The 1,017-nt window shown below is 56.3% G+C and carries 1 protein-coding gene; it reads left to right on the forward strand.

The genetic code is table 11. From position 1 onward, the window contains the following. Positions 1 to 136: 136 nt before the first annotated feature. The coding region (locus H5T41_11330; GenBank protein ID MBC7109350.1) for a hypothetical protein at positions 137 to 1,017 on the forward strand (881 nt) is incomplete at its 3' end.

A 1,017-nucleotide genomic window follows, 5' to 3' on the forward strand; every position in this document is an offset into this window, starting at 1 on the left:
CCAACCTCTCCAGTGCCGCTACGGGAATACGTTTAGGAGATGGCTGCCCATGGAACCCCGGTGATGGAGATCCTCGTCCTTCTGGCCAAGAGGGGAGGTATTATCAAGGCCCCGTAAGGGACGGAAGGGAGGAAGGATGAAAGGTGTTTTGGCGGTCATTGTGTTTGTGGCTTTTTGGGGATTAGCTTTTCCTCCTGCGGAGCTTTTCGACTACGTGCAAGCCCAGAAAGGCAAAGCTTTCTGGCAAATTGAGAACGCTGGGGAAACAGGAAATTTGGACTCCTTGGAAATCTTGCTGCTTTCCCAGACATGGAGGGGAATACCTTGGCGCCACCGCCTGTTCCTCTATTCCCCAAAGGACCCGATGGTGAGGGACGTGGTGGTCCTTTACATCTCCGGAGATCCTAGCCCTGGGGATTCGTTGCTATGCGCAACTGTAAGTTCCCTAAGCCGTCTTCCCGTGGCCCTCCTGCATAACGTCCCCTTCCAGCCCCTCTTTGGGCTTCGGGAAGATGCCCTCATCGCCTACACCTTTTCCCAATACTTGGAAACCAAGGAGCCGGATTGGCCCCTTCTTTTCCCGATGGTGCGGAGCGTCCATGCTGCCATGGAGGCCTTGGAGGCGATTTTCCTTGAGCGCTGGAACATTTCGGTGCGGGGGTTCATCTTGATTGGGGCCTCCAAACGGGGATGGACCACGTATTTGGCGGCGGCCACAGCCCCGGAGAAAACGGTGGGGATGGTGCCCATCGTGTTTGACATGGTGAACATTCCCCTGCAGATGGTCCACCAGGAGCGGTGTTATGGAGGACCTTCGTTCATGCTTTCGGACTACGCGCAAAGGGGTCTTTGGCTAGAGCTTGGCAGGGTTCCGGAGGCCGCAAGGCTCCTGTGGCTCGTCGATCCTTATTCTTACGCGTACGCCTACACCATGCCCAAACTGGTGATCCTCGGGGCGAACGATCCTTATTGGACGGTGGACGGGGTGAACTTTTACTGGCCTGGTCTTCCCGAACC

The organism is Methanomassiliicoccales archaeon (assembly GCA_014361295.1).
Lineage (GTDB): Archaea > Thermoplasmatota > Thermoplasmata > Methanomassiliicoccales > JACIVX01 > JACIVX01.